This window comes from Streptomyces varsoviensis, assembly GCF_000718635.1.
GTDB classification, from domain to species: Bacteria; Actinomycetota; Actinomycetes; order Streptomycetales; family Streptomycetaceae; genus Streptomyces; species Streptomyces varsoviensis.
Genome location: NZ_JOBF01000001.1, coordinates 172,015 through 198,875, shown reverse-complemented (window position 1 = coordinate 198,875; position 26,861 = coordinate 172,015). Strand labels below are relative to the sequence as shown.

The window sequence follows — 26,861 nt, the reverse complement described above, 5'->3', positions numbered from 1 at the left end:
TTGACGCCCCGTCGCCGGGGCCCGGCGCGTCACCGCGCGCGGAAGGCGTCGCGGGCGAGGGCCGCGGTGTCGCAGTTGTCGGAGAAGATCCCGTCGATGCCGGTGGCGAAGTAGACCTGGAACGCGCCGAAGGCGTCGCCGTAGGCGTTCGGGTCGCTGCCGCGGCGGAAGTCGGCGGGCAGGAAGGTGTTCTCGTTGCGCATCGTGTACGGGTGCAGGATGAGGCCGGCCGCGTGCGCGTCCCGTACCAGGGTGGTGGGCTCGGTCAGCCTGCCGTCCTTGTCCCGCGGGATGATCAGCAGCAGCGTCGGCCCGATGCCCTGCGCGAAGGAGGCGACCCAGTCGAGCCCCTTGGGGGTGATCAGGTCGGCGACGGTGCGCGGGTCGTTCGCCACGACGAAGTCCCAGGGACGGGTGTCGGCGGCGTCCAGCAGGAGGACCTTGGGGGCGGACGCGCCGAGCCGGCCGAGCCGTTGGAGGCTGCTGGGCTCGAAGGACTGGAGGAAGGTGTGGCCGTCGCGGCCGGCCCGCCCGTACCGGCGCAGCAGCCCGACGAGACGTTCCTCCAGCCCGAGTCCTATGCCGCGGAAGTACGTGGGGTGCTTGGTCTCGATGTGCAGCCAGATCCGCCGGCCGCGCTTGCGGCCCTGCTCCTCGGCCCAGTCGAGGACCTCCTCGAAGGTCGGCACCGCCCAGCGCCCGTTGTAGAGGGTGTTGTGCTGGCGGGTGCCCGGGATGCGCTCCTTGGCGCGCAGGGTCTTCAGTTCGGCGAGCGTGAAGTCCTCGGTGAACCAGCCGGTCAGCTTGGTCCCGTCGACGGTCTTCGTGGTCTTTCGGTGCGCGAACTCGGGGTGGGCGGAGACATCGGTGGTGGCGGTGATGTCGTTCTCGTGGCGGCACACGAGGTGGCCGTCCTTGGTGGGGACGACGTCCTGCTCGATGACGTCCGCCCCGTTGTCGAGGGCGAACTGGTAGGAGCCGAGCGTGTGCTCGGGGCGGTAGCCGCTGGCGCCGCGGTGGCCGACGACCGTGGGCGTCGGCAGGCCGCGGTACGAGCCGTGCCCGCCGTGCGAGCCGCCGCGCGGCGCCGCCTCGGCGCTCCCCGCCCCGCCCAGCACCGCGGCGCCCGCTCCGAGGGCCGCCGCCCCCAGGAGGGCGCGCCGCGCCGGGCCCTGGCCCCGCTCGCCCTGGTGGCCCCGCTGGCCCTGGGTTCCCCGTTCGTGCTCCATGAGCGCTCCTCTTCCGTCCTGTGCTGCTCTGTCCGGTGCTTCTGTCATGTACCGCACCGATCATGGGTCCGGCCGATGGTAGACGTCCGGCGCTTTCATAGGGGACCCTCTGGGCGAAATGACGGAGAAACCCATATCAACACTGCGTATCGACCGATGAGCCCGGTGTGCGGTGCGCGGGCCGGCCCGAGTATCGTCCGGAGGCGCGCCCAGGTGCGCAGCGTGCGCAGCAGCCGACCACCACGACCGGAGGACCCGTTGTCCCGGATCATGCTCAAGGCGACTCTTGGATTGCTCATGCGCGTCCTGTACCGCCCGAGGGTCGAGGGCCTGGGGAACATCCCCGCGTCCGGGCCGGTGATCCTGGCGGGCAATCACGTCACCTTCATCGACTCGCTGTTCATGTCGCTGGTCGTGAAGCGCCCGGTGTACTTCATCGGCAAGGACGAGTACGTCACCGGCAAGGGGCTCAAGGGCCGCCTCATGGCCTGGTTCTTCACCGCCTCCGGGATGATCCCGGTCGCCCGTGACGGCGGGCGCGGCGGCGTCGCGGCGCTGATGACGGGGCGCCGGGTGCTGGAGGAGGGCAAGGCGTTCGGCATCTACCCGGAGGGCACCCGCTCCCCCGACGGCCGGCTCTACCGCGGCCGTACGGGCGTGGCCCGGCTCACCCTGATGACGGGCGCGCCGGTGGTCCCGTTCGGGATGATCGGCACCGACAAGGTGCAGCCGGGCGGCAAGGGCCGGCTGCACATCAGCCCGGTGACGGTCCGCTTCGGCGAGGCGCTGGACTTCTCCCGCTACGAGGGCATGGACCGCGACCGGTATGTGCTGCGGGCCGTGACGGACGAGATCATGAGCGATGTCATGGACCTCTCCGGCCAGGAGTACGTGGACGTCTACGCGACGAAGGCGCGCGCCGCCTGAGCCGTGACCGCGAGCCCCTGGCCGCCGGTCCCCTTCGCGAGGGTCCCGTCGGCCAGGGGCTCCGTGCTGTCCGTACGGTCAGGGCAGCTTGATGGTGGGCGCGTACATGTCGATCCATACGGCGAGGTCCAGCGTGCGTTCCAGGTCGCGCCGGGACGCCTGGTCGATCTGCGGCGTCCGCGCCGACACCGCCTCGCGCAGCCGCCCCTTGTCGATGAGGTCGAACACCGGGTGGCCGGGCGCGGCCAGCAGCTCCGCGCACTGGCCGCGCAGGGCGGCGGCGTAGGTGGGGTCCTGGGTGGAGGGGTAGGGGGACTTGCGCCGCTTCACGACGGACTCGGGCAGCACATCGGCCGCCGCCGCGCGCAGCAGCGACTTCTCCTTGCCGTCGAAGGTCTTCAGCGCCCACGGCGTGTTGTACACGTACTCGACGAGCCGGTGGTCGCAGAACGGGACGCGCACTTCCAGGCCGGACGCCATCGAGGTGCGGTCCTTCCGGTCGAGCCAGACGCGGACGAACCGGGTCAGGTGCAGATAGCTGATCTTGCGCATCCGCCACTCCGGTTCGCTCTCGCCGTCGAGCCGCCGGATGCCGGTGACGGCGGAGCGGTACGAGTCCTGGATATAGGCGTCGAGGTCGAGCGCCCCCTCCAACTGGTCGCTCAGCAGGCTCGCCCGCGCCTGCCCCTCTCGCCCCTTCTGGCCCTCCTGTCCCTGCCCGAAGAACTGCTGGTGCCGCGCGAGCCACGGGAAGGGCGTGCCCTTGCGCGCCTCGGGGTCGAAGAACTGCCGGTAGCCGCCGAAGAGCTCGTCGGCCGACTCGCCGGACAGCGCCATGGTCGCGTGCCCGCGGATCGCCTTGGCCAGCAGGTACAGCGAGGTGTCGAGGTCGCCGAGGCCGGAGGGGATGTCGCGGGCGCCGATCACCTTGCGGCGCACCTCGGGGTCGGCGATGTCGGCGGAGCTGAGCACGATGTCCTGGTGCAGGGTGCCGGACTTCGCGGCGACGTCGTGCACGAAGGGGGTGTCGGGGGCGTCGCGCAGCGCGTCGGGGACGAAGTTCTCGGTGAGTCCGACGAAGTCCACGGCGAAGCTGCGCACCTTCTCGCCCTGGCCGGCGAGTTGCGCCGCGGCGATCGCGGTCATCGCCGAGGAGTCGAGGCCGCCGGAGAGCAGGGTGCAGCTCGGCACGTCGGCGACCATCTGACGGCGCACGATGTCGTCGAGCAGGTCCCGCACCCGGGCCACCGTGGTGTCCCGGTCGTCGGTGTGCTCCCTGGTCTCCAGGGTCCAGTAGCGGGTGGTGCGCAGGCCGGCCCGGCCGACGGTGACGACGGTGCCCGGCTCGACCTCGCGCATGCCCTCCCACACGGCGTGGCCGGGGGTCTTGATGAAGGCGAACAGTTCGCGGAAGCCGTCGACGGTGACGGTGCGCTCGGCGAGCGGGTTGGCGAGGATCGCCTTGGGCTCGGAGCCGAAGAGCACGCCGTCGGGGGTCGGGTAGTAGTAGAAGGGTTTGATGCCCGAGCGGTCGCGGACCATCAGGAGCCGCTGTTCGCGGCCGTCCCAGATCGCGAAGGCGTACATGCCGTTCAGCCGCTCGGCGACGGCGTCGCCCCACTCCAGATAGCCGCGCAGCACGACCTCGGTGTCGGAGTGGGTGGTGAACGCGTGGCCGCGGGCGGCGAGTTCGGCGCGCAGCTCGGTGAAGTTGTACACCTCGCCGGAGTAGACCATGGAGACGGTGCCGTGCGGGGTGTCCGCGTTCATCGGCTGCGCGCCGCCGGGCAGGTCGATGATGGCCAGCCTGCGGTGGCCCAGCGCGACATGTTCCGCCACGTAGGTGCCGCGGCCGTCCGGGCCGCGGCAGGCCATGGGGTCGGTCATGGCGTCCACGGTCGGCTGCTGGGTGCGCAGGTCGCGATCGAAGGCGACCCACCCTGCGATGCCGCACATATGTCTCCTGCCTTCCTGTATGAATTATTTGGGCATCCGGGTTCGGGCATCCGGAATGGCCAGGGGCCGCTCGCGGCGGATTTCACGAATACCCGCCGCGGTGTCGCATTCGGGCCGGTACGGGCCGTGGCCGAGCGGAGTTCACGCGGCGGCGCCCGCTTCGGCATTCGCGCCGCGCGGGTCGCGAACAGCATCGCGGTGAACGACTCAAGGGGTCTTGCACAAACGCGACACGGCCGTCGTGCGGCCGTGCAGCAGTTCGCTCATGAACTGGTCGGGAAGGGAGTCGAGCGGCCCGCTGCGGCCGGTCTCGGCGCGGGTCGCGGGAAATCTTCCGGGGGTGCAGCCAATCATCGCCTTGAAGCTGCGGGTGAAGTGCGGCTGATCGTGATAGCCGGCGGCCGCGGCCACTTCCGCCCATGTCATCCCGCGCTTTTTGTAGCGCAGCGCCGCCTGGAGCCGCAGCACCTGCGCGAGGGACTTCGGCGGCAGGCCGACCTGTTCCAGGAAACGGCGCTCCAACTGGCGGTGGCTCCAGCCCGTACCGGCGGCCAACTGCCGTACCGATGTCCGGCCCGCGGTCCGGTGCAACTGCCGCCAGGCCCAGGCGAGTTCGGGCGCGCACCGCGGCCCGGCGAGCAGCCGGGCGGTGAGGAGCTGGTCGAGCAGGGCGAACCGCGAGCCCCAGGTCGGCGCCTCCGCGAGGGCGCCGACGACCCGGCGTAATCGCTCCCCCAGCAGCTCGGTCATGTCGAGGTTCCGGCAGGCCAGCCGGTCCATCGGCACGGCCAGCAGCCGGTAGGCGGCGAGCGGTGTCAGCAGCACCGTGACGCCGTGCACCGGGCCGGTCCGCTCGCCCACCGTGGCGGTCGCGTGGACGCCGCTGATCAGGGAGATCGCGGTGACCGGCCGGGTGGGCCGGACCGCGTCGGCCACCCGCAGCGGCCCGCTGAAGCCGAGGACGACCTTGACGACGCCGTCCGGCGCGACCAGCCAGCGGCCGGGGCCTCTGGCCCCGAACAGGAACCCCCGGTATCCCAGCACCTGGCCGCGCAGCGCCGGTCCGGAAGACCTCCAGACCAGCTCGTTCGAGTGTGCCACCGCTAACTGGCCTTTGCTCACGCCTGATACCCCCGAGGATTTGGGAACACCGGTCCGTACGGATTTCGACGCGTGCCGTGCTGAGGGTTTTCCCCATTTCCCCGCGCGGGCAGCCGTAGCCGGGGGAAGTGGTGTGAGAGGGCGCCGAAAGGCAGCGGAAGCCGTTCGGCCAATGCCCGAACATGCGCCGCACGAAAACAGGCGCGACAGCGGAAGTTCCGCGGGCATTTGCAGAATACACAGGCGGGTTGGCGGGGACAGCGGTCCGCACCGGTCGATTCCGGGCGCGGATTGGCCGCAATCAGTCGTACGAGCCGACATTCGCCCAGCTCACTCGGGCACCGGAGGCGCCGAACCGGGAGGGCGCGAAGCGGTGGGACCTGCTCCGACTCGGCAAAACCTGTGATCTCGGTCACTCGGCAGGGGCGTGATCAGCCGCCGCCGGCCCGCCCGTCGCGCCGCCGAGGTCGCGTTCGTACAAGACCCCTCTACGCGGTCACAGGAATGCTGTCACACAACAAGGCACGACAGGGCTCCCGAAACAGAACCGTTCCCGCGGGGAAACCCCGGCGGTGACGCGGCGCCCTCGTACCCCCGCCGACCGCCCCGCACGCGTCGCCGTGGCCGAGCGGGCCCCGCGCGAGCACGGCGACGCGCACCGCCCCAGGCCGGACCCGCCACCGGGGACCCGGCCGCCGCACGGCCGGCTCCGCGCTGCCGCCGGCCGCCCACGACCAGCGAGGAGACCGGAACGCATGCGCCTCAACCATGACCGTCTGCAGCGGCGGATGAGCCAGTTCGGCCTGGACGCCGTGGTGAGCACCACCGCGGAGAACCTGACGTACCTCACCGGCGTCGAAAGCGTGCACCTGGACATGTTCCCGCACTCCGGCCGCGCCTTCGCGGTCCTCACCCAGGACACCCGGGCCGGCGCGGTGTTCATCTGCGGGCGCTGCGAGGTCGACCAGTTCCTGGACGCCGACGAACGGATCTCCGAGGCCATCGGCTACGGACCCTTCTACCGGGAACTGCCGGAGGAGGTGGACCTCGGCCACGACGACGGGCTGCTGCACGCCATGACCGGCGACACCCGCTTCGCGGACCCGCTCGCCGCCCTCGTCCACGCGGTCAGGCAGGCATGTCCCGGCGGCGGCCGGGTCGCCGTCGACGAGGAGGGCGTGCCGCCGGACTTCCTCGACGCGCTCGGCAAGGAGCTGTCCGGCTGGCAACTGGTGCCCGGCGCCGCCCACTTGCGCCACGCCCGCCAGGTGAAGACCGCCCGCGAACAGGAGCTGGTGGCCGCCGCCGCGGCCGTCGCGCAGAACGCGATCCTCGCCACCGTCGCCATCATGCGCGAAGGGGTCACCGAACGGGAGCTGGTCAGGGAGTTCAACCGCTCCGTCGCGGCCCAGGGCGGCACGCCGCGCTTCACCCTGATCCGCATCGGCGCCAACGCGGTCGCCGGCCAGCGGCGGCCCACCGGCACCGCGCTGCGCCGGGGCCAGGCCGTGTGGTTCGACGTCGGCGCCGTGGTGGACGGCTACTGGTGCGACATCGCCCGCGTGTGCACGCTGGGCGAGCCCGAGGAGCGGCTGGCGCGGCTGTACGCGGCCGTGCTGGCCGGCGAGGAGGCCGCGCTGGAGCAGGCCCGCCCCGGCATGACCGGCCGGGAACTCTTCGACCTCACCGTCGCGGCGGTGCGCGACGCGGGCATCCCGCACTACCGGCGCAGCCACGTCGGCCACGGCATCGGCGTCGAGGTGTACGACCGGGTGCTGATCCGGCCGGACAGCACGGACGAGCTGCGGGAGGGCACGGTCGTCAACATCGAGACGCCCTACTACGAGTACGGCTTCGGCTGTGTGCACGTCGAGGACCCCTTCGTCGTCGGCCCGGCCGGCAACCGCCTGCTGACCACGCTGGACCGCGGGCTGCTCATCGCCCCCTGAACCGGCCCCGGCCCCCGCACCGGCCCCATCGGCTCACCTGCACCGCCCCACGAGGAGAAACCGTGATCTACGAGAACGTGCTGGAGACGCTCGGGGACACCCCGGTCGTCCGGTTGCGCCGGCTGCTGCCCCGGCCGCAGGACCGCGTCTACGTGAAGCTGGAGGGCGTCAACCCGTCGGGCAGCATCAAGGACCGCGCCGCCCTGCACATGGTCGAACAGGCCGAACACGAGGGCCGGCTGCGGCCGGGGGCGACGCTCGTCGAATCGACCTCCGGCAACCTCGGCAAGTCCCTGGCCCTGATCGGCGCGGTCAAGGGCTACCGGATCATCCTCGTCGTCGACCCCAAGACGCCCCAGTCCGTGCTCTCCTACGCCACGAGCCTCGGCGCCGAGATCGACATGGTCACGCGGCCGGACGCGGACGGCAGCTACCAGGCGGCCCGCATCCGCCGGGTGCGCCGGCTGGTCCAGGACCTCCCCGGCGCCCACACCCTGGACCAGTACAACAACCCCGACAACCCGCGGGCGCACCGGCTGCACACCTCCCGCGAGATCACCAAGGACTTCGACCAACTGGCCGCGCTCGTCGCGACCGTCAGCACCGGCGGGCACCTGAGCGGGCTGAGCGCCGGACTCCGCGAGCAGTTCCCGGACCTGCACGTCCGCGCGGTCGACGCGGTCGGCTCGGCCGCCTTCGGCCACCGCTTCGAGCCGTACAAGATGCGCGGCATCGGCCTGAGCTGGCGCCCCGGCAACCTCCGGCCCCAGGCGATCGACTCGCTGCACCGGGTCGCCGACACCGAGGCCCTGTCGGTCTGCCGGGTGCTGGCCGCCGAGGAGGGGCTGCTGCTGGGCGAGTCCGGCGGCGCCGCGGTCTTCGCGGCCCTCGCCTACGCCGCCGCGCACCCCGGCGCGCCGGTGCTCGCGATAGCCCCGGACACCGGCGCCAACTATCTGTACGAGACCTATGACGACCAGTGGCTGCGCGAGCACGGCACCCCGCCGGAGGTCCTCTGGCGCACCAGCGGCGACCTGCTGCACCACGCCCGTACGCCGCTGCACGCGCCGAGTCCGCTCGGCGGCGAGGACGAGGGCGCGGCGGGGACGGGCCAAGTGGCGATGGGAGCGCAGGCATGACGATCCGTACGGGAGCCGAATACCTCGGCGGGCTGCGGGACGGGCGCGAGGTGTGGCTGGGCGGCAAACGCGTCGACGACGTGCTCGCCGAGCCGGTCCTGGCCTCGGCCGCGCACACCGTGGCCCGCCTCTACGACCAGCAGCACGACCCGGTCCTGCGGGATGTCCTCACCTACGAGAACGGCGGCGAGCGCTACCCCATGTCGCTGGCCGTGCCGCGCGACGCGCGGACCCTGCGGCGGCGCGGCGCCGCGTTCCGCACCACCGCCGAGGCCACCTTCGGACTGGTCGGCCGGTCACCGGACTTCGTGAACGCCGTGGTCACCGCCTTCGCGTCGGCGAGCGGCTTCTTCGACCGGGCCGACCCGCGCTTCGGCCGCAACGTCGCCGCGTTCCACACCGCGTGCCTGGCGAGCGACCGGTTCCTCTCGCACGCCGCCATCAACCCGCCGCTCAGCCGCGCCCGTTCCTCCAGCGAGCAGGACGACCCGTACGTCCATCTGCGGATCGTCCGCGAGACCAGCGAGGGCATCGTGGTGCGCGGCGCGAAGCTGATCGGCACGCTGGTGCCGGTCGCCGACGAGATCGTCGTCTTCCCGCTGCCCAAGTACCACCCCGGCGACGAGGCGTACACCGTCGCCTTCGCCGTGCCCGTCGCCACCCCCGGGTTGCGGATCGTCTGCCGCGAACCCCTGGTCACCGACCCGGACCGGCTGGTCAGCACCCCGCTGGCGCCGTTCGAGGAGATCGACGCGACGTGCGTCTTCGACGACGTCCTCGTGCCGTGGGACCGGGTCTTCTTCCACGGCGACGTCGACGCCGCCAACCGCATGTACGACGTGACCACCGCGCGCCACCACACCGGCCAGCACGGCATCGTGCGCGGCGCCGTCAAGGCCGAGTTGCTGACCGGCATCGCCGTCGCGCTCGCCGAGATGTCCGGCACCAACTCCTTCCTGCACGTCCAGGAGATGCTCGGCGAGGTGCTGGGCTCCCTGGAGCTGGCGAAGGCCGGCATCCTCGCCGCCGAGGCCGACGCCGAGATGAGCGAGTGGGCCACGCTCACCCCGGCGATCGCCCCGGTGCTCGCGCTGCGCTACCACTTCCCGCGGATGACGAGCCGCATGATCGAGGTCATCCAACTCCTGGGCGGCGGCAGCCTGCTCAGCACCCCCTCCGAAGAGGACCTGAACAGCGAGCTGTGGCCCGCCATCGAACGCTTCTTCCGCGGCGCGGACGGCGTGCCCGCCGAACACCGCGTCCGGCTGCTCAAGCTCGCCTGGGACGCCACGGGCAGCGCGTTCGGACAGCGGCAGATGCAGTACGAGCGCTACCACTCCGGCGACCCGGTCCGGCTGGCCGCGGCCCAGTACTTCGGCTACCGCACCACCCCGCTGCTGGAGACCGTGGACCGCGCCCTGCGCCCCGCGCCGCGCGGGACGGGCACGGCCCCCGGCGCGACCCCGCAGGAGGCCCACTCGTGATCACCGCCGAGCCCCGCCGGATGCTGGTCCTGGCCGGGGCCGCCGCCCACGCCTCGCGCACCCGCTCCGTGGCGGAGCTGGTCTGCCGCGACATCGCCGCGGCCGGCGGCCGGCCCGTCCTGCGCGACCTCGCCGAACACCCGCTGCCGCTGCTGCACGCGGACCCCGACGGCGCCAACCTGGCCGACGTCCAGATACAGGCCGCCGAGGCCGACGCCATGATCTGGGTGACCCCCTGCTACCACGGCAGCTACTCGGGCATCCTCAAGAACTGCCTCGACCACCTGCGCGAGGACGCGCTGCGCGGCAAGCCCGTCGGCGTCGTCGCGGTCGGCGCGTCCCTGACGGCCGTCTCCGCCTGCGACCACCTGCGCGCGGTCGCCCGCACCCTGGGCTGCGTCACCGCGCCCACCCAGGCGGTGGTCTCCGGGGGCGGCCTCCTCGACGACGGCGCCGACTCCGGCGCGTACCCACGGATCGTCCGCATGATCGGCGAACTCCACGCGCTGACCGGCGTGACGGGAGTGCTGCGCCAGTGCGCGACGGCGGACGTGGGGAGCCCCGCGTAATCCCCGCGCGCGCCCGTAGGGGAACTCCTAGGGTGAGGCGGATGAACTCCGCCTCACCCTCCCCCTCCTTCCGCACGCTGCGCGGCCGCCGGCTGAGCTTCCTCGACTTCGGCGGGCCGGGCGCGCCCGTGCTGGCCCTGCACGGCCACTTCGGCCGCGCCCGCTCGTACGCCCCGCTCGCCGCCGCCCTCGCCCCGCGCCACCGCCTGATCGCGCTCGACCAGCGCGGGCACGGGCTGAGCGAGGGCGGCGGCCCCTTCTCCACGGACGAGTACGCGGCCGACGCCGCCGCCCTGATCGAGGAGTTGGGCATCGCGCCGCTGCCGGTGGTCGGGCACTCGATGGGCGGCCTCGTCGCCTACGCCCTCGCGGCGGCGCGCCCGGAGCTGGTACGGGCCCTGGTCATCGAGGACATGGGCGCGGTCAACCAGCCGCCCGAGGTGGCCCACCCCGTACTCGACGTCTCCGACTGGCCGGTACGGGCGGACAGCCGCGAGGCGCTGGGCGAGGCGATCGCCGCGCGCGGCATCCCCGACCCCGCGTACTTCCTCGACAGCGCGGAACCGGACGGCGACGGCTGGCGGCTGCTCTTCGACTCCGCCGACATGATGGAGTCCCAGCGAGCCACAACCGGCGACCACTGGCCCCGCTGGCTCGCCTCCTCCTGCCCCGCCCTCCTCCTCCACGGCGAGCACAGCTTCATGCTCTCCGCCGCCCACGCCCACGAGATGACGGCCCGGCGGCCAGGCGTGAAACTGCTGGAGTTCCCCGCCTGCGGCCACTGGCTCCACGACGACGCCCCCGAGGACTACGCCCAGGCGGTGGCGTCCTACCTCAACAACCTCCGACCGGTCCGCCGAAGGAGCGCGGGGAACCGCGCGACCAGCCCCCGGCCTCACCCACCCAGCCCCCAAAGGGGCGCGGGGAACTGCGCGACCAGCCACGACGCACCCGCACCTATTCCCCGGCCTCAGCCCCCCGAAGCCCAAAGGGGCGCGGGGAACTGCGCGATCAACCACAACGGACCCGCACCTATTCCCCGGCCTCAGCCCCCCGAAGCCCAAAGGGGCGCGGGGAACTGCGCGATCAACCACAACGGACCCGCACCCAACCCCCGGCCTCACCCACCCAGCCCCCAAAGGGGCGCGGGGAACTGCGCCAAGCCACGACGCACCCGCAGCCGACACCGCGCCTCAACCCCCCGAGCCCCAAAGGGGCGCGGGGAACTGCGCGACCAGCCACGACGGACCCGCAGACGGCAAAATGGCCAGGCCAGGGCAGCGTCAATGGTCGGCGGGGGCATCCTCCAGGCGCTGCCCTCGCAGCAGGAACCACGCCGCCACCGCGGTGGCGAAAAGGACCGCGGCCCCGGCCGCCGCCGCGAACCGCAGCCCTTCCGTGAAGGCGTCCTGCGCCGAGGCGAGAAGGGCCGCACCCTTCTCCGGCGGGAGAGTGGCGGCGGACTCGACCGCGCCCCCCAAAGACTCGTGGGCGTCGGCGACGGCAGACCCCGGCACCCCGTCCGGGACGCCGAAGCCGCGGTAGACGCCGGTGACGATCGAGCCGAGCAGGGCGATGCCGAGGGCCGCGCCGAGCTCGTACGCGGTCTCGGAGACCGCCGAGGCCGCGCCGGCCTGCTCCTTGGGCACGCTGGAGAGGATCACGTCGGCGGTGACGGTGAAGGAGAACCCGGCCCCGGTGCCGACGACGAGCAGCACCGCCCCGAGGATCGGGTACGGCATGTCGCCGTGCAGCCAGATCAGTACGGCCAGGGAGACCGCGATCGCGCCCAGGCCGCCGGCGACGACGCCGCGTACGGAGTAGCGGCGGGCGACCTTGCCGGCGAGCAGCCCGGCGGTGACGGCCCCCACGGCGGCGGGCAGTTCGGCGAGGCCCGCCTCCAAGGGGCCGCGCCCCTGGACCAGTTGCAGGAACTGGGAGAGGAAGAAGACGAGCCCGGACAGGCCGAGGATGGTCAGCAGGTCGGCGAGGACCGCTCCGGAGAAGCCGCGGTGGTGGAAGAGGCGCATGTCCAGCAGCGGCGCGGGCAGCCGGAGCTGGCGCCGTACGAACCAGAGCAGGGCCAGTACGCCGATCACGCCCGCCGCCGCGATGTCCCAGCGCATGCCGTGCGCGGCGGCCTCCTTGATGGTGTAGACGACGCCGACGATGCCGATTAGCGACAGGGCGACGCTGCCGAGGTCCCAGGGGCCGGGCGACGGGTCGCGCGACTCGGGCAGCAGCTTGATGCCGACGACCACGAGGACGACCATCACGGGCAGGTTGATCAGGAAGACCGAGCCCCACCAGAAGTGGCCGAGCAGGAAGCCGCCGACGACCGGCCCGACGGCCGCGCCGGCCGAGGCCATGGCGCCCCAGATGCCGACGGCGAGGCTGCGTTCCTTGGGGTCGTGGAAGATGTTACGGATCAGGGCGAGGGTGGACGGCATCAGCGTCGCACCCGCTATGCCCAGCAGGGCGCGGGCGACGATCATCAGCTCGGGGCTCGTCGCGTAGGCGTTGAGCGCGGAGACCGCGCCGAACGCGACGGCGCCCGTGAGCAGCAGTTTCTTCCGTCCGATGCGGTCGCCGAGGCTGCCCATGGAGACCAGGAGCCCGGCGATGACGAAGGAGTACACGTCGCCGATCCACAGCAACTGCGTGCCGGAGGGGCGCAGGTCCTCGCTGAGGAACGGCGTCGCGAGGCCGAGCACGGTCGCGTCGACGGCGACGAGCAGCACGGCGAGCACGAGGACGGCGAGCGCCAGCCAGCGGCCGGGCGCGGGGACGCCGGTCCCCGCCGCCGGCACGGCCCGGGTCTTCTCTGCGGACTCGCTCATTTCTCCATGCTCCGTCGGGCGCCGCCGAGCAGCAGCTCGGCGATCGAGTGGTTGAGATCCTTGCGGGCGACACGCCCGTCGTGGACGGCCCAGGCGCCGGCGCCGATCAGTCCGTACAGCGCCTCGGTGAGCCAGACGGAGCTGAGGTCGATCCGGAAGCAGCCTTCTTCCTGGCCGCGGCGGAAGACGGCGTTGATACGGGCGTCCAGCCGGTCCCAGCCTTCGTGGAGGTCGCCTTCGAAGAGCTGGTTCTCGGTGCAGAGGAAGGCCATGAAGGCGAAGACCGGCTCCGCTTCGGCGAGCAGCCGGCGCAGCGCCCCGACGGCGTCGCCCTCGTCGAGCCGGGCGGCGTCGAGGGCCTGCTCGAACTGGGCGAGGCCGAGGTCCTCCAGGGCCCGTATGAGCGCGTCGCGTCCGGCGAAGTGCCGGTGGAGCGTGGCGCGGCTGATGCCGGCGGCCTTGGCGATCTCGTCCATGGAGGCCGTGGCCTTGCGGGTGAGCAGGCCGGCGGCTTCTTTGAGTACGTGTTCACGATCAACGGCCATGAGACGCACCCTACCCGAATGAGACAGTGACGTCTCACGCGTTTCGTCCGGGTGAGGTCGCTCAAGGCCGGCTCTGCCTGATCAGGGGCGGGCCAGGCCCTGATCAGGACCGGTCAGGTCCAGGGCAGCTCCGAGCGGTGCCGCCAGTAGGCCGCGGCGGGCTCGGCGAGACCGGCCAGACGGGTGAGCTGGCCCTCGGTGAGGCGGAGCCGCACCGCGCCGACGTGCGAGGCGAGCTGTTCGACGGTGGCCGCGCCGGAGAGCACCGTGCCGGCCCACGGCTGGTGGAGGACGGCGGCGACCGCCACGGCATCCGGCGCGGCGCCCGTCTCCTCGGCGATCCGCAGCAGCTCCGGCGGCGCGTGCTCGGCGGTCGCGAGCCGCCCGTTGGCCACCGCCTCCTTGATGATCACCGACCGGCCCGCCGCGTGCGCCTCGGCCAGCGCCGTCCCCGCGCCGGTCTCCAGAACGTTGTACGTGGACTGGACGGTACGGAAGAGGGGTTCGCCCTCCCAGGTGATGTCGAGGGCCACGCGGATGGCGTCGGCCTGGGCGGGGCCGCTGGTGGAGAGGCCGATCGTGACGCCCTCGGCGGCGAGGGCGGCCAGCCGTCCGTGCAGCGCGCGGTCGGTCAGGGCCGGGCTCTCGGGGGTGACGGAGTGGATCTGGTAGAGGTCCAGGCGCGGTCCGAGCAGGGCCTGCGTCTCGGCGAGCTGGCGGTCGTACGCGGCGACGCGGTGGTCCTTGACCTCGTGCACCTCGGCGTCGGTGCGCCAGTCGGCGACGTAGGTGTAGCCCCACTTGCTGCCGATCACGGCATCTTCGGCATCGGGACGGGCTCGCAGCCAGTCGGCCAGGAACTCCTCCGAGCGCCCGTAGGACCGCGCCGCGTCCAGATACCGCACGCCGTGCCCGTACGCGGCGTCCAGCAACTGGTGGGTGCGCTCGCGCAGGGCGTCGACGGTCCGCTCGGCCGGGAGGTCCCGGTCGCGGCCGTGGTTGATGTAGCCGGGGCGGCCGATGGCGGCCAGTCCCAGTCCGATACGGGCCGCCGGAGCGGCGGCTTCCGCGAGGCGCGCGAACGCCATGATGTTCTCCCCAGGGCCGGTGAATGTGCTGGTCGGATCGTTTCACCGTACCCAAGGCGACGGCGGGCCGGGGCCGAGCGACCGGCCTCCGCCCCGGCCCCGGCCGGCCCTCGCCCCGCCCCCGCTCCGAGGACCCGCTCAGCCCTTGGCGTCCGCCCAGGCCCGCTGCCCGGCGAGGTCTGCCTTGACCTCGGCGAGCTGCGCGGCCACCGCCGACGGCGCGGTGCCGCCGCGCCCGCTCCGGGAGGCGAGCGCGCCGGGCACGTCGAGGACCGTACGGACCTCCGGCGTCAGATGCGGCGAGATCTTCGCGAACTGCTCGTCCGTGAGCTGGTCGAGCTCGATGCCGTGCGCCTCGCACTCCTTGACGCACTCCCCCGCGACCTCGTGCGCGACGCGGAACGGCACGCCCTGCCTGACCAGCCACTCGGCGATGTCCGTGGCGAGCGAGAAGCCGGCCGGGGCCAGCTCCGCCATGCGCTCGCGGTGGACGGTGAGCGTGGCCATCATCCCGGTGAACGCGGGGAGCAGCACCTCCAGTTGGTCGCAGGAGTCGAAGACCGGCTCCTTGTCCTCCTGGAGGTCGCGGTTGTACGCGAGCGGGAGCGCCTTCAACGTCGCCATCAGGCCCGTCAGGTTGCCGATCAGCCGTCCGGACTTGCCGCGCGCCAGCTCCGCGATGTCCGGGTTCTTCTTCTGCGGCATGATCGACGAACCGGTGGAGAAGGCGTCATGCAGGGTGACGAAAGAGAACTCCTTCGTGTTCCAGATGATGACCTCCTCCGCGATGCGCGAGAGGTTGACGCCGATCATGGCGGTGATGAAGGCGAACTCGGCGACGAAGTCCCGCGCCGCCGTGCCGTCGATGGAGTTGGCCGCGCTGCCGCCCTCGAACCCGAGGTCCGCCGCGACCGCCTCCGGGTCGAGCCCGAGGGAGGACCCGGCGAGCGCCCCCGATCCGTACGGGGAGACCGCCGTCCGCTCGTCCCACTGCCGCAGCCGCTCCGCGTCCCGCGAGAGGGCCTGGACATGGGCCAGGACGTGGTGGGCGAAGAGGACCGGCTGGGCGTGCTGGAGGTGCGTACGGCCCGGCATGGCGACGTCCGGGTGCGCCTCGGCGAGGCCGGTCAGCGCCTCCTGGAGGTCGGTGATCAGACCGCCGATGATCCGCGCGTGGTCGCGCAGGTACATCTTGAAGAGCGTCGCCACCTGGTCGTTGCGCGAGCGGCCGGCCCGCAGCTTGCCGCCGAGGTCGGCGCCGAGCCGCTCCAGCAGCCCGCGCTCCAGGGCGGTGTGCACGTCCTCGTCGGCGATGGTGCCGGTGAAGGAGCCGTCCGCCACGTCCGACTCCAGCCGGTCGAGGCCCGCGAGCATGCGCGTGAGCTCGTCGGCGGTGAGCAGCCCCGCCTTGTGCAGGACGCGCGCGTGGGCGCGGGAGCCCGCGATGTCGTACGGGGCCAGCCGCCAGTCGAAGTGGACGGACGCGGACAGCTTGGCCAGGGCCTCGGCCGGACCGTCGGCGAACCGACCGCCCCAGAGCCGAACGTCACCGCTGTTGCCGTTGCTCACTAGCACTGCTCCTCATGAAAGGCGAGTCGAACCCCGACCGCCTCGACCTCGAAGGCCGTTCTTCAAGCCCGTCCGGCGATTGAGGACTCCAGAAGCGCGTTCCGCGAGCCCGTCCGGCCTTCGAGGACTCCGGGAGCGCGGTCTTCTCAGCCCGTCCGGCGTTTGAGGACGATCGGGAAGGGGCGGGGTGGGGAAATCTACATCTACATCGAGTGGCATAAGTATGCAGAACTCTGCATGACTCGTCAACGTCGACGGGGCAAACCGAGGCGGCAAGCCCGCGTCAGGTGCGCGCCCCGCGCGCCTTCCGCACCACCTCCGCCAGCACCACCACATGCCCGCGCTCCACATCCTTGGTAGCCGTGAGCAGCGTGAGCCGCCCGGACCCCGCCCGCTCGCACAGTTCCCGTACGGCCCGCTCCCCGTCCTCCTCCGCCAGCTCGGCGCGGTAGCGCTCGGCGAACTCGTCGAACTTGTCGGGGTCGTGCCCGTACCAGCGCCGCAGTTCGTCCGATGGAGCGACGTCCTTGTCCCATTCGTCCAGCTCCGCCGCCGCCTTCGACAGGCCGCGCGGCCAGAGCCGGTCGACCAGCACCCGCGTCCCGTCGGCCGGCGCGGGGGCGTCGTACACCCGCCGCACCCGCACCTCGTTCGTGTCACGCGCCATCGTCGCCTCCTGCCGTGGAACGGCCCCCTCGCCCCATAATGCGAGCCATGGGAAAGGTGTACGAAAAAATAGACGGCCGGCTGCGCGCGTTCATCGAGGCCCAGCACATCTTCTTCACCGCCACCGCGCCGCTCGACGGGGACGGCACCGTGAATCTCTCCCCCAAGGGCCTGCGCGACTCGTTCGCCGTGCTCGACGAGCACACCGTGGCGTACCTCGACTACGCCGGCAGCAACGCCGAGACCATCGCCCACCTCCGCGAGAACGGCCGCATCACCCTGATGTGGTGCGCCTTCGACGGCCCGCCGAACATCGTGCGCGTCCACGGCCGCGGCGAGCCGGTCTTCCGGGACGACCCGCGCTGGCCGGCGCTGCTGGCCCGCTTCCCCGCCGCCTCTCCGGCGCAGCACGGGCCGCGCGCCATCGTCGTCGTCACCGCCGAGCTGATTCGGGACACCTGCGGGTACGCCGTGCCGTTCATGTCGTTCGACGCGGAGCGGGACCTGCACGGGAAGCGGTTCGCGCGCGAGACGGACGCGTCCCTGGACGCGTACTTCCGCAAGAAGGAGAACGTCGCGTCCAGCATCGACGGCCTGCCGGGCCTCCCCCTGCCCCTGCCACCGCTCCCACCGGCCTCATGAGGGGCCGGACCGGCCGGATGGCCGTGGCGCTCGCGGCCACCGCGGCGGCGCTGACCGGCACGCTGGGCCTGGCCGCCCCTCCCCCTGCCCCCTCCCCGAGCCAGCCCCCGCTCCCGTCCCGGATGGCCGACACCGGCGGCGGCAGCCAGCTCATCACCGCGGAGGCGCCCCGTACGGGCTCGACGACGGGCACGCTCACCTGGTGGGAGCGGCGCGGCGGCCGCTGGCGCGCGGCGGGGTCCGCCCCGGCCCGGTTCGGCGCCAAGGGCCTGACCGAGGGCCGCACCCGCAGGCAGGGCACGAACACCACACCCACCGGCCTGTACGCGCTCCCCTACGCCTTCGGCAACGCCGCCGCCCCGCCGGGCGCCCGGAGCCCGTACCGCAAGGTCACCCCCGCCTCCTGGTGGTGCGAGGACAACGCCTCCCGCTCCTACAACCGCTGGGTCGAGGGCCTGCCGGCCGACTGCGCCGCCAAGGAGTCCGAACACCTCGCCGACTACCCCACCCAGTACAGCCGCGCCCTCGTCATCGCCTTCAACTACGCCCGCCCCGTCCACGGCCGCGGCGCCGGCATCTTCCTGCACGTCAACGGCCGCGGCGCGACCGCCGGCTGCGTCTCCGTCCCCGCGGAGTCCATGACCGCGATCCTCACCTGGCTCCGCCCCTCGGCCCGCCCCCACATCGCGATCGGCACCCGGTCCGGACCGACCGCGATCACCCGCTACTGACGCCCGCGGCGCCGCCGACCACCCCCCGATTCGGCTCACCGGCCGGAACAGGGTATTTTCTTCTTGCACGCCCGAGCCGGGAGAACCCGGCAGCGGCGGGCACCGGGACGTGGCGCAGCTTGGTAGCGCACTTGACTGGGGGTCAAGGGGTCGCAGGTTCAAATCCTGTCGTCCCGACGGTGCGGTAGTGAGAAGGGCCCGGCGGCCGGATTCGATCCGGCCGCCGGGCCCTTTCGCGGGTACGGGCCCGCCCCCGGCCTCCCGGCCACGGGCCCTGGTGCGCCGAGCGCGCCCGCCCCGTCAGGTCGCCTTCTGGGCCAGCCGCAGGAGGTGGTCGGCCAGGGCCTGGCCGCCGGCCGGGTCGCGGCTGATGAGGAGGAGGGTGTCGTCGCCCGCGATGGTGCCGATGATCTCGTGCACCCCGGCCTGGTCGATGGCCGAGGCGAAGAACTGGGCGGCGCCGGGCGGGGTGCGCAGGACGACGAGGTTGGCGGAGGCTTCCGCCGAGATCAGCAGTTCGCCGGCGAGCCGCGCCATGCGGCCCTCGGTGGCCGACTCGCCGAGCGGGGCGCGGGGCGTGCGGTCGCCGCCCTCGGAGGGGACCGCGTAGATCAGTTCGCCGCCGGTGTTGCGGATCTTGACCGCGCCCAGCTCGTCGAGGTCGCGCGAGAGGGTGGCCTGGGTGACGGAGAGGCCGTCGTCGGCGAGCAGCTTGGCGAGCTGGCTCTGCGACCGCACCGGCTGCCGGCCGAGGATGTCCACGATCCGGCGGTGGCGGGCGGTGCGGGTCTGCGGCACGGCCGGACCGCCGGGTGCCGTCTCCGCGGCCTCGGCCCCCTGGGCCGGCTCGGTCTCCTGCGCCTCGGTCATCGTTGTGTCAGTCCTCGGATCGTCGTTCCCCGTCGGCCGTGCCGGCCGCGTGTGCCCCGTGCGCGGCGTCGAGGACGGCGGGCAGCGCCCGCAGCAGCGTCTCCACCTCATCATCGGCGATGATCAGCGGCGGGGCGAGCCGCACCACGTCGGGCGCGACCGCGTTCACCAGGAGACCCGCTTCCTGCGCTGCCTGCTGCACCTGCGGTGCGAGGGGCTCGGTGAGGACAATACCCAGCAGCAGGCCGCTGCCGCGTACCCGGTCGACGAGCGGGTGTCCGATGGACGCGATCCCGTCACGCAGCCGCGCGCCAGAGCGCCGGACGCCGTCGAGCGCTCCGTCGGCCGCCAGCGTGTCGAGCACGGCCAGCGCCGCGGCGCACGCGACGGGGTTGCCGCCGAACGTCGAGCCGTGCTGACCGGGCGTCAGCAGGTCGGCCGCCGCGCCGAAGGCCACAGTCGCACCGATCGGCAGGCCGCCGCCGAGCCCCTTGGCGAGGGTGACGAGATCGGGCTCGACGCCCTGCGCCTGGTGCGCGAACCAGTGCCCCGTACGGCCGATGCCGGTCTGGATCTCGTCCAGCGCCAGCAGCGTGCCCGTGGCGCGGGTGATCTCGCGGGCCGCCGCCAGATAGCCGCCCGGGGGCACGACGACGCCGTTCTCGCCCTGGACCGGCTCCAGGACGACCAGCGCCGTCTCGGTGGTGACCGCGGCGCGCAGCGCCTCGGCGTCGCCGTACGGGACGTGGGTGATGTCGCCGGGCAGCGGCAGGAAGGGCTGCTGCTTCTTCGGCTGGCCGGTGAGGGCGAGGGCGCCCATGGTGCGGCCGTGGAAGCCGCCCGCCGCCGCGACCATGTGCGTACGGCCCGTGAGCCGTCCGATCTTGAAGGCGGCCTCGACGGCCTCGGCGCCGGAGTTGGAGAAGTACACGCGTCCGGTGCGGCCGAAGAGCGCGAGGAGGCGTTCGGCGAGCGCGACCGGGGGTTCGGCGGTGAAGAGGTTGGAGACGTGGCCGAGGGTGGCGATCTGGTCGGAGACGGCCCGGACGACCGCGGGGTGGGCGTGGCCGAGGGCGTTCACGGCGATGCCGCCGACGAAGTCGAGGTACTCCTTGCCGTCGGCGTCCCAGACCTTGGCGCCCTCGCCGCGCACGAGCGGGATGCGGGGCGTGCCGTAGTTGTCCATGAGGGCGCCCTGCCAGCGCCTTGTTAGGCCGGCGTTGGTGTCCGCGGCCGTCACGCCCGGCAGGCTCGTCGGGCTCGTCGGGCTCGTCATGCCGTCCCCTCCTCATCGGGCACGACCATCGTGCCGATTCCTTCGTCGGTGAAGATCTCCAGCAGGATGGAGTGCTGCACCCGGCCGTCGATCACGCGGGCGGTGTTGACGCCGTTGCGCACCGCGTACAGGCACCCCTCCATCTTGGGCACCATGCCGCTGGCCAGCTCCGGCAGCAGCTTCTCCAGTTCCCGCGCGGTGAGCTGGCTTATGACGTCGTCGCTGCTCGGCCAGTCCGCGTACAGGCCCTCGACGTCGGTGAGGACCATGAGCGTCTCGGCGCCGAGGGCGGCGGCGAGCGCGGCGGCGGCGGTGTCGGCGTTCACGTTGTAGACGTGGCCGTCGTCCTCGCTGCGGGCGATGGAGGAGATCACGGGGATGCGGCCGTCGTCGAGGAGCGCCTGGACGGCGCCCGCGTCGATGCGGGTGATCTGCCCGACCCGGCCGATGTCGACGCGCTCGCCGTCCAGCTCGGCGTACCGCTTGGTGGCGCTCATGGTGTGCGCGTCCTCGCCGGTCAGTCCGACGGCGAGCGGCCCGTGCTGGTTGAGGAGGCCGACCAGCTCGCGCTGCACCTGGCCCGCCAGCACCATCCGTACGACGTCCATCGCCTCGGGCGTCGTCACGCGCAGCCCGGCCTTGAACTCCGTGACCAGCCCGAGCCGGTCGAACTGGGCGGTGATCTGCGGCCCGCCGCCGTGCACGACGACGGGCCGGAGCCCGGCCTGCCGCAGGAAGACGACGTCCTGGGCGAAGGCGGCCTTCAGCTCCTCGTCGACCATGGCGTTGCCGCCGAACTTGATGACGACGGTCTTGCCGTTGTGCCGGGTGAGCCAGGGCAGCGCCTCGATGAGGGTGCGGGCCTTGGGCAGGGCGGTGTGCTTGCGGGTGCTCATGAGGAATACGCGCTGTTCTCGTGGACGTAGTCGGCGGTGAGGTCGTTGCTCCAGATGACGGCGGACTCGGCGCCGGCGGCGAGGTCGGCGGTGATCCGGACCTCCCGGTAGCGCATGTCGACGAGTTCGCGGTCCTCCCCCACCGAGCCCTTCTGGCAGACCCAGACGCCGTTGATGGCGACGTTCAGCTCGTCCGGCTCGAAGACGGCCCCGGTGGTGCCGATCGCGGACAGGACGCGGCCCCAGTTGGGGTCCTCGCCGTGGATCGCGCACTTGAGGAGGTTGTTACGGGCGATGGACCGGCCGACCTCCACGGCGTCGTCCTCGCTCGCGGCGCCCACGACCTCGATGCGGATGTCCTTGGAGGCGCCCTCCGCGTCGCCGATGAGCTGCCGGGCCAGGTCGTCGCAGACGGACCGTACGGCCTCGGCGAACTCGGCCCGGCCGGGCGTCACCTCGGACGCGCCGGAGGCCAGCAGCAGCACGGTGTCGTTGGTGGACATGCAGCCGTCGGAGTCGACCCGGTCGAAGGTGGTGCGGGTCGCCGCGCGCAGCGCCGCGTCGAGCTGGTCCGCCGGCACGTCGGCGTCGGTGGTCAGCACGACGAGCATGGTGGCGAGGCCCGGGGCCAGCATGCCCGCGCCCTTGGCCATGCCGCCGACGCACCAGCCGTCGCCCTCGGCGACCGCGGTCTTGTGCACGGAGTCGGTGGTCTTGATGGCGATGGCGGCCTTCTCCCCGCCGTGCTGGGAGAGCGCGGCGGCGGCCGCGTCCACGCCGGGCAGCAGCTTGTCCATGGGGAGGCGGAGGCCGATGAGGCCGGTGGAGGCGACGGCGATCTCACCGGCGCTGTGGCCGAGCGCCGCCGCCGCCCGCTCGGCGGTGGCGTGCGTGTCCTGGAAGCCGAGGGGACCCGTACAGGCGTTGGCGCCGCCGGAGTTGAGGACCACCGCGGTGACCTGGCCGCCCTTGAGGACCTGCTCGGACCAGCGGACCGGGGCGGCCTTGACGCGGTTGGAGGTGAAGACGCCCGCGGCCGCCGAACGCGGACCCTGGTTGACGACGAGCGCCAGGTCCGGGTTGCCGTTCTCCTTGATCCCGGCGGCGACGCCCGCCGCCGTGAACCCCTTGGGTGCCGTGACGCTCACTGCTTCTCCTTGTGTGGTGCCGTGGTCGGTGTGCGGCCGGTGCGGTCCGTACCGCCCGCGCTGTGTGTGCGGCCGGTGCGGTCCGCTGTGCTCATGCCGCTCACGGCGCGATCCCGGCCGTGGTCAGGCCCAGCTCTTCCGGGAGGCCGAGGGCGACGTTCATGCTCTGCACCGCGCCGCCGGCGGTGCCCTTGGCGAGGTTGTCGATGGCGCTGATCACGACGATCCGCCCGGCGGCGGCGTCGTACGCGACCTGGATGAGCGCGGCGTTGGAGCCGTACACGGCGGCGGTGGCGGGCCACTGCCCCTCGGGCAGGAGCGCGGCGAACGGCTCGTCCTGGAACGCCTTCTCGTACGCGGCCCGTACGGTCTCGGCGGTGACGCCCGGCTTGGCCTTCGCGCTGCACGTGGCGAGGATGCCGCGGGGCATGGGGGCGAGGGTCGGGGTGAAGGAGACGGTGACGGGCTCGCCCGCGGCGGCCGACAGGTTCTGGATCATCTCGGGGGTGTGCCGGTGGCCGCCGCCCACGCCGTACGGGCTCATGGAGCCCATGACCTCGCTGCCGAGCAGGTGCGGCTTGGCGGCCTTGCCCGCGCCGGAGGTGCCGGAGGCGGCGACGATCACGGCCTCGGGCTCGGCGAGCCCGGCCGCGTAGGCGGGGAAGAGCGCGAGCGAGACGGCGGTCGGGTAGCAGCCGGGCACGGCGACGCGCCGCGCCCCGCGCAGCGCCTCCCGCGCGCCGGGCAGCTCGGGGAGCCCGTACGGCCAGGTGCCCGCGTGCGGCGAGCCGTAGAACTTCTCCCAGTCCCCGGCGTCGGCCAGCCGGAAGTCGGCGCCGCAGTCGATGACCAGCACGTCGTCGCCCAGCTCCGCGGCGACGGCGGCGGACTGCCCGTGCGGCAGCGCGAGGAAGACGACGTCATGCCCGGCCAGCGCCTCGGCCGTGGTCGGCTCCAGCTCGCGGCCGGCGAGCGGCAGCAGATGCGGCTGGAGCGCCCCGAGCCGCTGCCCCGCGTTGGAGTTCCCGGTCAGCGCGCCGACGCCGGCGGCCCCGACCTCGGGGTGCCCGAGCAGCAGACGCAGGATCTCCCCTCCCGCATACCCACTCGCTCCGGCCACCGCCGCACGTACCGCCATCGGAAAACCCTCCTCGTTGATGGCATGACTATACGTTGCGTGACAGTGTTATGCAATGGAGCGCATATTTTCCGTGCTTGCGGCCGCTATGGCTGATGACGGCCGTGCTGCGACTGCTGCTGCTTACGCGGGTTGCAGGCCGAGCGCGGTGCGGGTTTCGCCTACGAGGCGCAGCGAGCCGAAGACGACGATCAGCCCGCCGGGTCCGGCGAGTTCGGCGGCCCGGCGCAGCGCGGAGGGGACGTCTTCGGCCGTCGGGCACGGCCCCTGGCGGTCCGGGGCGAGCCGACTGTGCATGGTCGCGGTGTCCGCGGCCTCGTGGGAGTCGGTGCGGGTGAGGACCAGCGGCCAGCGGGAGGGGAGCGGGGCGAGCATGCCCGTGATGTCCTTGTCGGCCTTCGCGGCGAAGACCAGTACGGGCGGGGTCGAGGGGCCGTCGGCGCGGGCGTGGCGCAGGATCTCCGGGGCGACGGTCGCGACGCCCTGCGGATTGGTGGCGCCCTCCAGGAGGACGCGGCCCGTCCAGTCGTCCAGCCGAACCTGGGGGATCAGTTCGAGGCGGCCGGGCCAGGAGGTCGCCGCCAGGCGTGCGCGGAGGAGTTCGCCGTCGGGTTCGCCGATGTGCCCGCGGTCGGCCATCGCGTCCATCGCGGCGATGGCGACCGCGAGGTTGTGGTGCTGGTGGGCGCCGGGCAGCGGGCAGGGCAGACCGCGGTGGACGGCGCGCGGGGTGGTGACGTCGACCAGCGTCCCCGGGCCGCCGTCGCCCGCGTGCCCGGTGGTGCGGGCCGTGTAGTGGATCTCCTGGTCCATGCGCCATACGGACAGCCCCGTGCGCTCCTTGAGGACCTGCTCCGCGGCGGTGGCCGCTTCGGGAACCAGCCGCCCGAGAACGACATGGTCGCCGTCCCGCGCGGCTGCGATCTTGGCCTGAGCGATGTGGGTCAGGGTGCCGCCGAGCAGTCGGGTGTGGTCGAGTCCGACGCCGGTGAGGACCTTCACGTCCAGGCCGAGTTCCGCGGCCGCGGCCCTGCTCCCGCCGACACTCGCCTCGGCCACCGCCAGGCCGACGCCGGCCCGCCGGAAGTGCACGGCCGCGGTCGTGGTGAAGATGCCCTGGCCCAGGACGGGCAGGCCGTGCCGCTCGATCGCCTGCCAGACCTCGGCGAACGCCGCGGCGTACTCGGCGCGCGTGACAGGAACCCCGTCGATCCGGATGCGCTCCCGGGGCTCCTGAAGGTGCGGGCTGGGCATACTGCCCACCCGCGCGCCGGTCGCGGCCACCGCCGACACCGCGAACGCGCAGGTCGACCCCTTGCCGTTCGTCCCGACCACCAGCATTCCGCGCAGCCCCCGCTGAGGACAGCCCAGCGCCTCAAGCAGCCTGGGGACATTCGCCTGCCGCAACTCCCTGGGAAGCCCGAGGGGGTTATCATGCAGTTTTGCCAGGATGTCCACGCAGTGTTGGTAGTCCACGGCCCGGATTCTGCCCCCTGGCGCGGCGGATCAGACGTAACGGCGGGAGCCTCTGGGCCGCCCGGCCGCCGCGCACGACAGGGCGGGACCCGGCCCACAAGCGTGATCAACGGCGGTGTTATACACGCAGGATGAGCACACTCGCGGAACAGACCCGCTGGTACGACGCCACCGACCAGGCCGCACTCGTCGCGTCGGGCGAGGTGAAGCCCGGCGAACTCGTGGAGGCCGCGATCGAGCGGATCGAACAGTTCGATCCGGCTCTCGGCGCGGTCACCCTGCGGTATTTCGAGGAGGCGCGCGCGGCCGCGGCGGCCGGGCCGAGCGGACCGTTGGCGGGCGTTCCGTTCCTGGTCAAGGACCTTCTCACCGATGTCGCGGGACAGATCTGCACCAACGCCAACGTCGCCTTGAAGGAGCACGCCCGGCCGGCCGGGGCGGACAGTCCGCTGGTGGCGCGCTTCCGCGCCGCCGGGCTGGTCTTCGCCGGACGGACGGCGAGCAGCGAGTTCGGCACCGTACCCGCCGCCGAGTCGACGGCCTGGGGAGCGACCCGCAACCCGTGGGACACCACGCTCTCGCCCGGCGGTTCCAGCGGCGGCTCCGCGGCCGCGGTGGCCGCGGGCATGGTGCCCGCCGCCCACGGCACCGACGCCGCCGGCTCGGTCCGCATCCCGGCGTCCTGCTGCGGGCTGGTCGGCCTCAAGCCCTCCCGGCCGAGCGGCAAGGGGGCCATCACGTCCGTACACGATCTGATCGTCGACCTGGCCGTGACGCGGTCGGTACGCGACACCGCGCTGCTGCTGGACATCGCGCGCGGCGCCGAGGGCGCGGACCCGGCGGACGGCCACCTCGCCCGACTCGGCGCGGAGCCGGGCCGGTTGCGGGTGGGGCTGCTCGACACCCGGGTGGACGGCACGGCGGTGCACCCGGAGTTCGCCGAGGCCGCGCGCTCGACGGCCCGGCTGCTGGAGTCGCTGGGGCACCACGTGGAGCCCGGGTTCCCGGCCGTACTGGGCGACACGACGCTGGACCGGCTGTTCGCGGCGTTCTGGTCGACCGGCATGGCCGAGGTCCTGGGCGATGTCGCCCGCCAGTTGGGCCGCGAGGTCACCGAGGCGGACGTGGAACCGCTCAACTGGACCCTCGGCGCGCTGGCCGCCGACGTGACCGCCGAGGACCGGCAGGCCGCGCGCGAGGGCGTCGCCGGGTTCGCCCGGTCGGTCGTGAGCTGGTGGGACGACCACGACCTGCTGCTCACCCCGACCCAGGCCGAGCCCCCGCTCCCCTCCGGCACCCTCGCCTCCGACCCCGCCGACCCCATGGCCCCCCTGCGCCGCAGCGGGCAGTTCGCCCCCTTCACCCCCTTCGCCAACTTCACCGGCCAGCCCGCCATCTCCCTCCCCCTGCACACCACCCCCGACGGCCTGCCCATCGGCGTCCACCTGGTAGCCGCCCCGGGCCGCGAGGACCTACTGCTACAAGTGGCAGCACAACTGGAATCGGCCGCCCCATGGCAGCACCGCCGCCCGACGCTGTAGCCGCAGCCTCCCCGCACCCGCCGCACGGCCCGTAGGCGCAATCCGTCGCCTCGGCCCGTACGCGCGGCCCGTACGCGTCCC

At 73.0% G+C, this 26,861-nt stretch carries 22 protein-coding genes, 1 tRNA gene and 1 pseudogene; 10 read left to right on the top strand and 14 right to left on the bottom strand.

The genetic code is table 11. The features are described 5' to 3' along the window. Window positions 1-29: 29 nt before the first annotated feature. Window positions 30-1,229, bottom strand: a complete 1,200-nt coding sequence (locus IF55_RS00870; protein WP_030879517.1) for a glycerophosphodiester phosphodiesterase — start codon at window positions 1,227-1,229, stop codon at window positions 30-32. Window positions 1,230-1,487: 258 nt separating this feature from the next. On the opposite strand from IF55_RS00870, the gene IF55_RS00865 reads away from it, so the two are divergent. After that, complete coding sequence (locus tag IF55_RS00865) at window positions 1,488-2,156, top strand: lysophospholipid acyltransferase family protein (protein ID WP_037963755.1); 669 nt, start codon at window positions 1,488-1,490, stop codon at window positions 2,154-2,156. 78 nt (window positions 2,157-2,234) lie between these two features. Here the strand turns inward: IF55_RS00865 and asnB are convergent, their stop codons facing one another. Then, a complete protein-coding gene (asnB, locus tag IF55_RS00860; RefSeq protein ID WP_030879512.1) occupies window positions 2,235-4,112 on the bottom strand; it encodes an asparagine synthase (glutamine-hydrolyzing) in 1,878 nt (625 codons plus the stop codon). 207 nt (window positions 4,113-4,319) lie between these two features. Beyond that, the gene (locus IF55_RS00855; RefSeq protein WP_048831386.1) at window positions 4,320-5,213 is read right to left on the bottom strand and encodes a helix-turn-helix domain-containing protein; all 894 of its coding nucleotides are present in this window, start codon (window positions 5,211-5,213) and stop codon (window positions 4,320-4,322) included. Window positions 5,214-5,968: 755 nt separating this feature from the next. Here IF55_RS00855 and IF55_RS00850 point away from each other — a divergent pair. From IF55_RS00850 to IF55_RS36610, 5 genes and pseudogenes are all read left to right on the top strand, one after another. Then, window positions 5,969-7,162 carry a M24 family metallopeptidase gene (locus tag IF55_RS00850; protein ID WP_030879507.1) on the top strand — a complete coding sequence of 398 codons (1,194 nt, stop codon included), beginning with the start codon at window positions 5,969-5,971 and terminating at the stop codon, window positions 7,160-7,162. A 62-nt stretch (window positions 7,163-7,224) separates the two neighbouring features. After that, window positions 7,225-8,301 (top strand): PLP-dependent cysteine synthase family protein, encoded by a 1,077-nt coding sequence (locus tag IF55_RS00845; RefSeq protein ID WP_030879504.1) that lies wholly within the window; start codon window positions 7,225-7,227, stop codon window positions 8,299-8,301. Further along, window positions 8,298-9,785, top strand: a complete 1,488-nt coding sequence (locus IF55_RS00840) for a 4-hydroxyphenylacetate 3-hydroxylase family protein (RefSeq protein WP_030879501.1) — start codon at window positions 8,298-8,300, stop codon at window positions 9,783-9,785. The genes IF55_RS00845 and IF55_RS00840 overlap by 4 nt, the downstream gene beginning before the upstream one ends. Beyond that, window positions 9,782-10,354: an NADPH-dependent FMN reductase gene (locus tag IF55_RS00835; RefSeq protein WP_048831384.1), complete on the top strand. Its 573-nt coding sequence runs from the start codon at window positions 9,782-9,784 to the stop codon at window positions 10,352-10,354. The genes IF55_RS00840 and IF55_RS00835 overlap by 4 nt, the downstream gene beginning before the upstream one ends. A gap of 41 nt (window positions 10,355-10,395) precedes the next feature. After that, window positions 10,396-11,115, top strand: a pseudogene (locus IF55_RS36610) (alpha/beta fold hydrolase); the annotation flags it as partial. 522 nt (window positions 11,116-11,637) lie between these two features. Here IF55_RS36610 and IF55_RS00820 read toward each other — a convergent pair. The 5 genes from IF55_RS00820 to IF55_RS00800 form a co-directional block, all read right to left on the bottom strand. Further along, window positions 11,638-13,194, bottom strand: coding sequence for an MFS transporter (locus IF55_RS00820; RefSeq protein WP_048831378.1), 1,557 nt, complete (start codon window positions 13,192-13,194; stop codon window positions 11,638-11,640). Further along, window positions 13,191-13,739 carry a TetR/AcrR family transcriptional regulator gene (locus tag IF55_RS00815; RefSeq protein ID WP_030879486.1) on the bottom strand — a complete coding sequence of 183 codons (549 nt, stop codon included), beginning with the start codon at window positions 13,737-13,739 and terminating at the stop codon, window positions 13,191-13,193. The genes IF55_RS00820 and IF55_RS00815 overlap by 4 nt, the downstream gene beginning before the upstream one ends. Before the next feature lie 113 nt (window positions 13,740-13,852). Further along, window positions 13,853-14,827, bottom strand: coding sequence for an aldo/keto reductase (locus IF55_RS00810; protein ID WP_030879483.1), 975 nt, complete (start codon window positions 14,825-14,827; stop codon window positions 13,853-13,855). Window positions 14,828-14,965: 138 nt separating this feature from the next. Then, window positions 14,966-16,396: an argininosuccinate lyase gene (argH, locus tag IF55_RS00805; RefSeq protein ID WP_030879480.1), complete on the bottom strand. Its 1,431-nt coding sequence runs from the start codon at window positions 16,394-16,396 to the stop codon at window positions 14,966-14,968. A 283-nt stretch (window positions 16,397-16,679) separates the two neighbouring features. Continuing rightward, on the bottom strand, window positions 16,680-17,063 hold the full coding sequence (locus IF55_RS00800) for a DUF488 domain-containing protein (RefSeq protein ID WP_030879478.1): 384 nt from the start codon (window positions 17,061-17,063) through the stop codon (window positions 16,680-16,682). A 47-nt stretch (window positions 17,064-17,110) separates the two neighbouring features. Between IF55_RS00800 and IF55_RS00795 the strand changes: the two genes are divergently transcribed. The 3 genes from IF55_RS00795 to IF55_RS00785 all read left to right on the top strand — a co-directional run bounded on the left by IF55_RS00795 (window position 17,111) and on the right by IF55_RS00785 (window position 18,612). Further along, complete coding sequence (locus IF55_RS00795; protein ID WP_030879475.1) at window positions 17,111-17,704, top strand: pyridoxamine 5'-phosphate oxidase family protein; 594 nt, start codon at window positions 17,111-17,113, stop codon at window positions 17,702-17,704. Next, complete coding sequence (locus IF55_RS00790) at window positions 17,701-18,435, top strand: L,D-transpeptidase family protein (protein ID WP_245661012.1); 735 nt, start codon at window positions 17,701-17,703, stop codon at window positions 18,433-18,435. The genes IF55_RS00795 and IF55_RS00790 overlap by 4 nt, the downstream gene beginning before the upstream one ends. A gap of 103 nt (window positions 18,436-18,538) precedes the next feature. Beyond that, a tRNA-Pro gene (locus tag IF55_RS00785) sits at window positions 18,539-18,612 on the top strand. A gap of 123 nt (window positions 18,613-18,735) precedes the next feature. On the opposite strand, the gene IF55_RS00780 is transcribed toward IF55_RS00785, so the two are convergent. The 6 genes from IF55_RS00780 to IF55_RS00755 form a co-directional block, all read right to left on the bottom strand. Continuing rightward, window positions 18,736-19,305: an arginine repressor gene (locus IF55_RS00780; protein ID WP_030879470.1), complete on the bottom strand. Its 570-nt coding sequence runs from the start codon at window positions 19,303-19,305 to the stop codon at window positions 18,736-18,738. Between the two features lie 7 nt (window positions 19,306-19,312). Beyond that, window positions 19,313-20,581: an acetylornithine transaminase gene (locus tag IF55_RS00775; RefSeq protein ID WP_048831373.1), complete on the bottom strand. Its 1,269-nt coding sequence runs from the start codon at window positions 20,579-20,581 to the stop codon at window positions 19,313-19,315. Beyond that, on the bottom strand, window positions 20,578-21,477 hold the full coding sequence (gene argB, locus IF55_RS00770; protein ID WP_030879465.1) for an acetylglutamate kinase: 900 nt from the start codon (window positions 21,475-21,477) through the stop codon (window positions 20,578-20,580). The genes IF55_RS00775 and argB overlap by 4 nt, the downstream gene beginning before the upstream one ends. After that, a complete protein-coding gene (argJ, locus tag IF55_RS00765) occupies window positions 21,474-22,625 on the bottom strand; it encodes a bifunctional glutamate N-acetyltransferase/amino-acid acetyltransferase ArgJ (RefSeq protein ID WP_030879463.1) in 1,152 nt (383 codons plus the stop codon). The genes argB and argJ overlap by 4 nt, the downstream gene beginning before the upstream one ends. A gap of 100 nt (window positions 22,626-22,725) precedes the next feature. Further along, window positions 22,726-23,763 carry an N-acetyl-gamma-glutamyl-phosphate reductase gene (gene argC, locus IF55_RS00760; RefSeq protein ID WP_030879460.1) on the bottom strand — a complete coding sequence of 346 codons (1,038 nt, stop codon included), beginning with the start codon at window positions 23,761-23,763 and terminating at the stop codon, window positions 22,726-22,728. 123 nt (window positions 23,764-23,886) lie between these two features. Continuing rightward, complete coding sequence (locus tag IF55_RS00755) at window positions 23,887-25,239, bottom strand: bifunctional folylpolyglutamate synthase/dihydrofolate synthase (protein ID WP_245661011.1); 1,353 nt, start codon at window positions 25,237-25,239, stop codon at window positions 23,887-23,889. A gap of 131 nt (window positions 25,240-25,370) precedes the next feature. Between IF55_RS00755 and IF55_RS00750 the strand changes: the two genes are divergently transcribed. After that, a complete protein-coding gene (locus tag IF55_RS00750; RefSeq protein ID WP_030879452.1) occupies window positions 25,371-26,780 on the top strand; it encodes an amidase in 1,410 nt (469 codons plus the stop codon). Window positions 26,781-26,861 lie beyond the last annotated feature (81 nt).

What these genes read in the sequence shown, in the direction of transcription:
- IF55_RS00870 (WP_030879517.1), bottom strand. Translation starts at nt 1,229, where the DNA reads ATGGAGCACGAACGGGGAACCCAGGGCCAGCGGGGCCACCAGGGCGAG.
- asnB (WP_030879512.1), bottom strand. Translation starts at nt 4,112, where the DNA reads ATGTGCGGCATCGCAGGGTGGGTCGCCTTCGATCGCGACCTGCGCACC.
- IF55_RS00850 (WP_030879507.1), top strand. Translation starts at nt 5,969, where the DNA reads ATGCGCCTCAACCATGACCGTCTGCAGCGGCGGATGAGCCAGTTCGGC.
- IF55_RS00840 (WP_030879501.1), top strand. Translation starts at nt 8,298, where the DNA reads ATGACGATCCGTACGGGAGCCGAATACCTCGGCGGGCTGCGGGACGGG.
- IF55_RS00820 (WP_048831378.1), bottom strand. Translation starts at nt 13,194, where the DNA reads ATGAGCGAGTCCGCAGAGAAGACCCGGGCCGTGCCGGCGGCGGGGACC.
- IF55_RS00815 (WP_030879486.1), bottom strand. Translation starts at nt 13,739, where the DNA reads ATGGCCGTTGATCGTGAACACGTACTCAAAGAAGCCGCCGGCCTGCTC.
- IF55_RS00810 (WP_030879483.1), bottom strand. Translation starts at nt 14,827, where the DNA reads ATGGCGTTCGCGCGCCTCGCGGAAGCCGCCGCTCCGGCGGCCCGTATC.
- IF55_RS00800 (WP_030879478.1), bottom strand. Translation starts at nt 17,063, where the DNA reads ATGGCGCGTGACACGAACGAGGTGCGGGTGCGGCGGGTGTACGACGCC.
- IF55_RS00795 (WP_030879475.1), top strand. Translation starts at nt 17,111, where the DNA reads ATGGGAAAGGTGTACGAAAAAATAGACGGCCGGCTGCGCGCGTTCATC.
- IF55_RS00790 (WP_245661012.1), top strand. Translation starts at nt 17,701, where the DNA reads ATGAGGGGCCGGACCGGCCGGATGGCCGTGGCGCTCGCGGCCACCGCG.
- IF55_RS00780 (WP_030879470.1), bottom strand. Translation starts at nt 19,305, where the DNA reads ATGACCGAGGCGCAGGAGACCGAGCCGGCCCAGGGGGCCGAGGCCGCG.
- IF55_RS00775 (WP_048831373.1), bottom strand. Translation starts at nt 20,581, where the DNA reads ATGACGAGCCCGACGAGCCCGACGAGCCTGCCGGGCGTGACGGCCGCG.
- argB (WP_030879465.1), bottom strand. Translation starts at nt 21,477, where the DNA reads ATGAGCACCCGCAAGCACACCGCCCTGCCCAAGGCCCGCACCCTCATC.
- argC (WP_030879460.1), bottom strand. Translation starts at nt 23,763, where the DNA reads ATGGCGGTACGTGCGGCGGTGGCCGGAGCGAGTGGGTATGCGGGAGGG.
- IF55_RS00750 (WP_030879452.1), top strand. Translation starts at nt 25,371, where the DNA reads ATGAGCACACTCGCGGAACAGACCCGCTGGTACGACGCCACCGACCAG.